The sequence below is a fragment of the Streptomyces sp. AM25 genome (assembly GCF_058146165.1).
The window spans coordinates 1-6,405 of record NZ_JBKIWN010000082.1 but is presented as its reverse complement, the minus strand read 5'-3'; the positions used below and the strand labels follow the sequence as shown (position 1 = coordinate 6,405).

4 protein-coding genes and 1 pseudogene are annotated in these 6,405 nt (G+C 66.7%); 1 reads left to right on the top strand and 4 read right to left on the bottom strand.

Features of this window, described 5'->3' with window-relative positions; translation table 11 throughout:
• Positions 1-696: pseudogene (locus ACLHRZ_RS36350) on the top strand (SAM-dependent methyltransferase); the annotation flags it as partial.
• Positions 697-1,177: 481 nt separating this feature from the next.
• Here ACLHRZ_RS36350 and ACLHRZ_RS36345 read toward each other — a convergent pair.
• The 4 genes from ACLHRZ_RS36345 to ACLHRZ_RS36330 all read right to left on the bottom strand — a co-directional run.
• Positions 1,178-1,732, bottom strand: a complete 555-nt coding sequence (locus tag ACLHRZ_RS36345; RefSeq protein ID WP_490422869.1) for a hypothetical protein — start codon at positions 1,730-1,732, stop codon at positions 1,178-1,180.
• A 267-nt stretch (positions 1,733-1,999) separates the two neighbouring features.
• Positions 2,000-2,899, bottom strand: a complete 900-nt coding sequence (locus tag ACLHRZ_RS36340; RefSeq protein WP_490422868.1) for a replication-relaxation family protein — start codon at positions 2,897-2,899, stop codon at positions 2,000-2,002.
• 800 nt (positions 2,900-3,699) lie between these two features.
• Entirely contained in the window at positions 3,700-4,911 is a 1,212-nt protein-coding gene (locus ACLHRZ_RS36335; protein ID WP_490422867.1) for an RNA-guided endonuclease InsQ/TnpB family protein, read from the bottom strand.
• Positions 4,912-5,025: 114 nt separating this feature from the next.
• Positions 5,026-6,405, bottom strand: a 1,380-nt coding sequence (locus ACLHRZ_RS36330; protein WP_490422866.1) for a group II intron reverse transcriptase/maturase, incomplete at its 5' end; no start/stop codon positions are given.

The window sequence follows — 6,405 nt, the reverse complement described above, 5'->3', positions numbered from 1 at the left end:
GGCCTCGCGGCCTGACCACCACACCGATGGTGTCCGCCAAAGCGGAACAAGCTCAGTGTCGTTCTCCATCGTCATCCGGACGAAGTTCCTCGACGACCTGGTGCAGCAGGCCTCCGCGTCCGGGGTCCGGCAGGTCGTGCTGCTCGGCGCCGGCATGGACAGCCGAGCCTTTCGGATGGACTGGCCCGAGGGCACCCGGCTGTTCGAGGTCGACACCGCCACCCCACTGGACTTCAAGGCATCGGTGCTGCGCCAGGAGCGGGCCGTTGCACGCTGCGAGCGGATCACCGTCGCGGTGGATTTGCAGGAGGACTGGCCGGGCGCGCTGTCCGCCGCGGGGCACGACCCGGCGGTGCCGACCGTGTGGATCGCCGAAGGGCTACTGATCTATCTGCCCGAGGATGCGGTGGAGTTGCTGCTGGCCCGGATCGGCGCGCGGTCGGCGGCGGGCAGTTGGATGGGGCTGACGTTGGGCTCGCGCGGTGTGATCGAGCGTTTCGGTGCGGACCGGGATCGGCGGCGTCCCTGTGGGTCTCGGAGATGCCCGACGACCCGGTGAGCTGGCTGGCCGGGCACGGCTGGGAGGCCGACAGCCACACCCTGCGCGAGCGCGCTGCCGCCTACGGCCGCCCGATCAGCACCCCGCCGCAGCGCGGGGAGCGGCCCGGCGGACTGATCTCGGCGGTCCGCCGGTAGAACGCCTCCCGGTCCCCTGGATGATCGATTCCAAGGACCCCTGATGAGGGGAGCCGGCTTCATGCGCGGCCAGCCAGTCATGCGCGCACTGACCGCCTACGACCACTGAAGTCAGCCCGAAAATCGCCTGGCTGGAGGGCGGTGTGGCCGGTAGTCCTTCGCCGTGAACGAGGTGCCGCCGCAGTAGAACGAGCTGCTGTTTTCCTCGGATCTTGCGAGCGCATGGCCCTCGCCGAGCAAGTACCCGGTCTCACCCGCAGGTTCGGGCGACGGACCGAACGGCTGCGGTCGACGCTGGTGTCGGTCGGCCGGCCCAGCGCGGTCTCTTGTTCCTGTTCCAGCATGACCAGCACCCCCGCGCGCGTCGCGATGGTCGCGACGGGAGAGCCGGCGGTGCGGCGCTGCCCGTGCGGGAACTCGGCCTGCCCGGCGAGCCGAGCCGGGCGGCCGCCTCGCCGCCGAGGTGCCATCGGGCGTGGGGTCACGACCACGCGGCGGTCTTGAGGACACTTGCGGCAACGGCCGGGGGCGGCACCTCGGTGGTGTCGATGGTGAAGTCTGCGATGGCAGCCTGGTCGAGGATCTGGTGGAGTTGGCCAGCCCTTTCCAGGTGCCAGTGCAGGGACTCGGGGTCGTTGTCGGCCTCGTGGCGGCGTCTGAGCCGGGTGTGCACGGCATGAAGGCTTGCGGTCAGGCGGCAGACCTGGAGTGGTATGCCGAGCGCGGTCTGGTAGCTGCGGCGTTCGTCTGTGCTCTCGGCGACCCCAGCCAGCACGAGCCGCCGTGCCCCGGTTTCGAGGTAGTTGGCAGTCAGGGCGCGCAGGTTGTTCAGTAGCAGGCGGAAGTTGAACGGGTCGTCCTCTGGGGCGGGCCACGACTGGCAGAGGCGGTCCAGGTCCATGACAGCGTGCGGCACACCGGCTTCGGAGAGAAGGTCGCCGATCAGGTCGGCGACCGAGGTCTTGCCGACGCCGACGGTACCCGTGATCAGCAGCGCACGCGGCTCTGCCTCATTCGCATCGTCATGGTGGTTCATTGCCGTCCGCCCTGCTTCCTGCCGGTTAGGGTGATCCGCGGATTATGGCGGTTGTAATGACTCCGCGCAGCAGGATTTCTCCCCTGCAAGGGTCGGCAGCCACGTGGTAGAGCTCCTCGTCCAGGCCTTGTACCACGTCGAACATCTGCATCTCGGTCTTACCGGCGCTTGCGGTCTGGTGGCGGTCGCCGCGTCCGATGCCTGACGGCCGGTATCCGGCTGGCGGTTACCAGTGCAGGCCGTGCGCGGTACGGCGACTGTGAGGCTCTAAAGGTCCATCCAGCTCTGCCGATGCCCCCGCATGCCCACTGGTGACCAGACAGGAGCCGAGGTGCCCTGCTCCTCAAGATGCTCAAGGACCGCAGCCCCCACGGGCACCTGCGCCGCCAGTCGTGCAACCAGCGGATGCTGCTGTGCCATTGCCTGAAGATCCACGATGCGCTGCGTCAACGTCTTCTCCCCGGCGCCGGTCAGGACGAAGAGGATGCGGGGGAAGGCGGTGTAACAGCGCTGCCATGCAGCAATCCCCTGTTGCTCGGACCCGGTGCGTCTGCCGGCTGCCGCGGTGTTACCGCCGTGGTAGCGCGCGTAGGCGATGAGCTTGCCGGCCAGTCGCTCGCTGGATTCCGTGGCCCGGTCGACCTCGATGAACGCTCGCAGCAGCCGGCGGGGGTTGGTTCGGGTGTAGCGCATCAACGCATCCGCGATGAGCATCCGTTCGCCGTCGGCCGCACCGTCGCGGATCGCGTGGGCGACCTCCACGGACCAGTCCAGGCCGCTGAACTCGTCCCCGCGCAGTGCAGCGTCCTGGCGGAAGGCGACTGCCGTACGCGTGACCGTCACAGTGTGTGTACTGCGTCCTCCGGTACGGCCTCCGGCCGGGCGGTAGCGGTGTTGACCGCGGAACTGGGGCCATGACAGCACGAGGTTCTGGCCCTGGCGGCTCAGGGTCCACACGCTGGGGTGGTGGGCCCGGCTCGCGGACTCGGCCAGGCCGGCGTCCCGCAGCGCACGCAGGCACGTGCGCAGGTACACCGGGTGCGGTTGCGGGTGCAGCAAGCGGTGCAAGTGCGCGGTGGTTGCGGCACGGTGCTGGAAAAGCAGCATCAGGAGCTGCTCCCGGACGGGCGTGCTGCCGGGGCGGGACGAGACATCTTCTGGGGGCATGGATTCGTACTCCTGGATGACCGATCGCGCAGAAGCGAAGAGGCGGACGGACGCACAGTCGTGCACTCCTTTGTCCGTCGGCCCGCTTACCGCGCCCCCTACTGCCCGCGCTGCGCCCGGTATCAATGTTCTGACGATGGTTGCCGTACAGGATGCGCCAGAGGTTTCACGACGGTACGGAAGGCAGCGGCGTTTGCGCAGATCAGACGCCTTGGGAAGCGCGAGGAAGAGCACCGACAACTACCGTGCGGAGACTCTCCCAGCGTTGATGCCATGGAGTTGGAGTTGGGGGTGGAGCGGACGATGGAGCCGAGGTTCAGCACGGCGGTGTCCGCTGCGCCGGCGTCAGGTGGAAGCCGTCGGCCGGTGGCCGACGCGTCCGGCGCCTGGCCGCCCTCAGCCCCCTCGGTCGCCCTTGCGGCGCCGTACCCGTCGGGCGATCAGCACCGCAGCGACCACGCCCACGGCGGCGAGCAGATACAGCTCCGCGCGTTCGACGGCTTGCGGCGATCAGGAGCAGTCGCTTGCGCAGCAGGGGCGGTTTTGCTCTCCCGAACATGCTGCGCTTGAGGGCCTTGAGGTCGTTGACGCGGCCGTCGACCGGCCAGGATGACCAGTTGGTGCTCTTGCCGAAGACGACGGCGTCGAGGTCGGACAGCAAGCTGGCGGCGAAGTTCGTCAGGCCGCACTGCTCGTTCGCGCACACGTCGGCGATCCAGTGCGGCAGTTGGTCTTCTCCGTCATGACGCACTGCCCGCCGTACGGCGTGTCCGCCAGGCGCCGGCCGTAGCGGTTGTCAACTACCCGGCCCTGATGGGTCGGGTTTGCAGGCAGAGCGGGATGTGAAGCCCGGCTGTGGTTTCCTGCGTCCGGTTCCGCTGTGCGGTACTGGGGCGGTTGACTGCGCCCCGCTGCCACGCGGCATCGGCCCGGTGGGCGATGTTGCGGGAGGCGTTGTGGTCCGCGTGCAGGACGGTCGCGCAGGACCGGCAGGCGAACCGTGCTTGTGTCACCCGGTTGGTCCGGTGGGTGTGCCGGCACTGGGAGCACTGGCGGGAGGTGTTGTGCGGGTCCACGTGGACCACCGGGACGCCGGAGCGTCGTGCCTTGTACTCGACGAAGGCGCCGAGCTGGGCGAAGGCCCAGGAGTGCAGTCGTGCCCGCTGGTCTTTCCTGGCCGTGACCCTCTGCCGGATACCGGACAGGTCTTCCAGTCCGATACCCCGCAAGGTGCGTTCAGCGGTGGCGACGAGCTTCTTGGCGATGATGTGGTGGCGCTGGGTGGCGTAGCGGGCCTCGCGGCGCCGGTTGCGTTTGAGGACGCGCGCCGCGCTCTTGGTGCGCTTCTTCTGCAGCTTGGTCCGCAGGTCGCGCTTGCGCTGCCGGTAACGGTTGACCTGGCGGCCGGACATGATCTCGCCGTCCGAGGTGGTGGCGATGTTCACGGTCCCGAGGTCCACCCCGAGGAACCCCTCCGGCTCGTACACCGGCGGTTCGGGCACCTCGATGGTGGCGGTCAGGAAGAACGTCCCGTCGCGCATCATCAGGTCCGACTCGCCCTTGCGCAAGGCCAGCAGCTCCAGCGCCTGCGGCGAGCAGGCGAACGGGATGCCCTTCAGGCGCCCGGCCACGGTCCAGACGGAGACGGTCTGCCCCTCCAGGTTCCAGGTCAGCATCCGGTCGTCATACGGCTGTGCCGATGTCTCACGGAACCGGATGGGCTTCGAGGCGGTCCTGACCCGGCGCCCGGAGCCTTCCGGACCGTAATTGCCGGCCCGCAGACTGGCCTTGAGCGCGGCGTAGGCGTCGCAGACCTTCTTGACGGTACGCACCGCGGCCTGTGCCCCGAGACCAAAGTCCGCCTTGATCTGGTGGTACACGGCATCCTGCAGCACGTTGCGCCGCTTCAGACCGCGGGCGAACGCCACCTCGGAGGCCGCGTTCGCAGCCCGGTTGCAGGCACGCAGAGTCGCCGCCAGCGCGTCCGCGTCATGAGCGGACGCAGGCAGCAACGTAGGGTAGGCCGCCGCCCCCACCGACGCGACGTGGAAGACAACGGCCCCCCTCCGAACGGCACGTGCACCTTTCGGCGCATACCGCTCTCCAGTAATGGAGGGACTACTCCATCACCCCGTGGGGACCGCGAGGTCCCCCAACCTGATCCCGTCGTATTCGCCCTTATGGATGCGGCGGTGACAAGGCCCACATGTCGGGATCTGCTTCCGGTTGAGCTTGGCCATCAACTGTGTGAAGCCGACGACTTTCTCTCCCATCTTGCGGATATGTCGGACGTGGTGCATCTGCACCCCGCCAGGGCTGCCGCAGATAACACAGATCCTTCCCAGGTTGCTCTTCGTACGTACCTGCCAGCTGGCTGTCCTCAAGGCCGACTCTGGGTCTTGAACCGCGACCTTGAAGTCGTTGGGTTTGACGGCAAAGGACTTGCGCCCTTGGAAGCTTACGCTTCGCATCTTCCCGTCGTCCCCACGGGTCTGAACCGTCAGATTCTTCCCGTACCTCTTGAACACCTGCCCCACTGAGCTCATCTTGTGGCGATGGCTCAGGGTTTTGGCTGCTGAGTAGAGGAGGATGTACTGAACCCTGCTCATCGCCCAGAAGTTATTGGCGAATGAGTAGTAGTTCAGCAGCCCATTAAGCACGGAGTTGTACCGGCGAATGATGTCCGCATCATCCAGGACCGTCCAACTTACCTTGCTGTCCGGGTATCCGTCCTTGTGACAGAAGCCCTTCTGGTGCAGCCTGCTGACGATGTCGCCCATTGGGGCCTTGAGGGTGATGTTCCCCCGCGGTCTCCGCCTCTTGTACTGGCGTTTGCCCGCACTGTTGGCGGACTTGACGATTTCGTCGTCACGGTTGCCTGCTCCCGAGATATTCACTCCGAGGAAGACGATCTCCTCGGAGTTGGCGTGCCGGATGTGGGTTTTGTCCATGTTGAGATGGAGTCTCAGCTCCATCTTCAGGACCCCCGCCACCTCGGCTCTGACTCTCTCGGCGAGTTCTCGTGGTCCGATGACCCCGATGACCCAGTCGTCGGCGTACCTGACGTATCGCACCCTGATGAAACCGGGGTCGCATCTGAGTGTCGAGGGGAGGGTCCTCATCTTCTTGACCAAGGCCCTGGCCTCGTCCGGCGGCATGGCGCCGGACTTCCGCCCTACGTACAGGCGCTGTGCCAGCCGCATGTACTCGGGGTTGGGGGCGGGCTTCTTGCCCCTGGCTTCCCTCTCGATGATCTCTTCCATCTTCCTGTCCAACTCATGCAGGTACACGTTGGCCAGGGTCGGGGAGAGTACGCTTCCTTGAGGTGAACCGAGCGAGGTCGTTTCAAGCCGGTTCCCGATGAGGACCCCGGCGTTCAACGCCTTTCTGATCAGGTTCAGGAAGCGTTCGTCATTGATTCGCCGGCGGAGCAGCCGGATCAGGATGTCGTGGTCGATGTTGTCGAAGAAGGACGAGATGTGTAAGGTAGGCCGCCGACGAGGTGT

Excerpts from the sequence above, each read along its gene's own strand:
- ACLHRZ_RS36345 (WP_490422869.1), bottom strand. The coding sequence starts at position 1,732 with ATGAACCACCATGACGATGCGAATGAGGCAGAGCCGCGTGCGCTGCTG.
- ACLHRZ_RS36340 (WP_490422868.1), bottom strand. The coding sequence starts at position 2,899 with ATGCCCCCAGAAGATGTCTCGTCCCGCCCCGGCAGCACGCCCGTCCGG.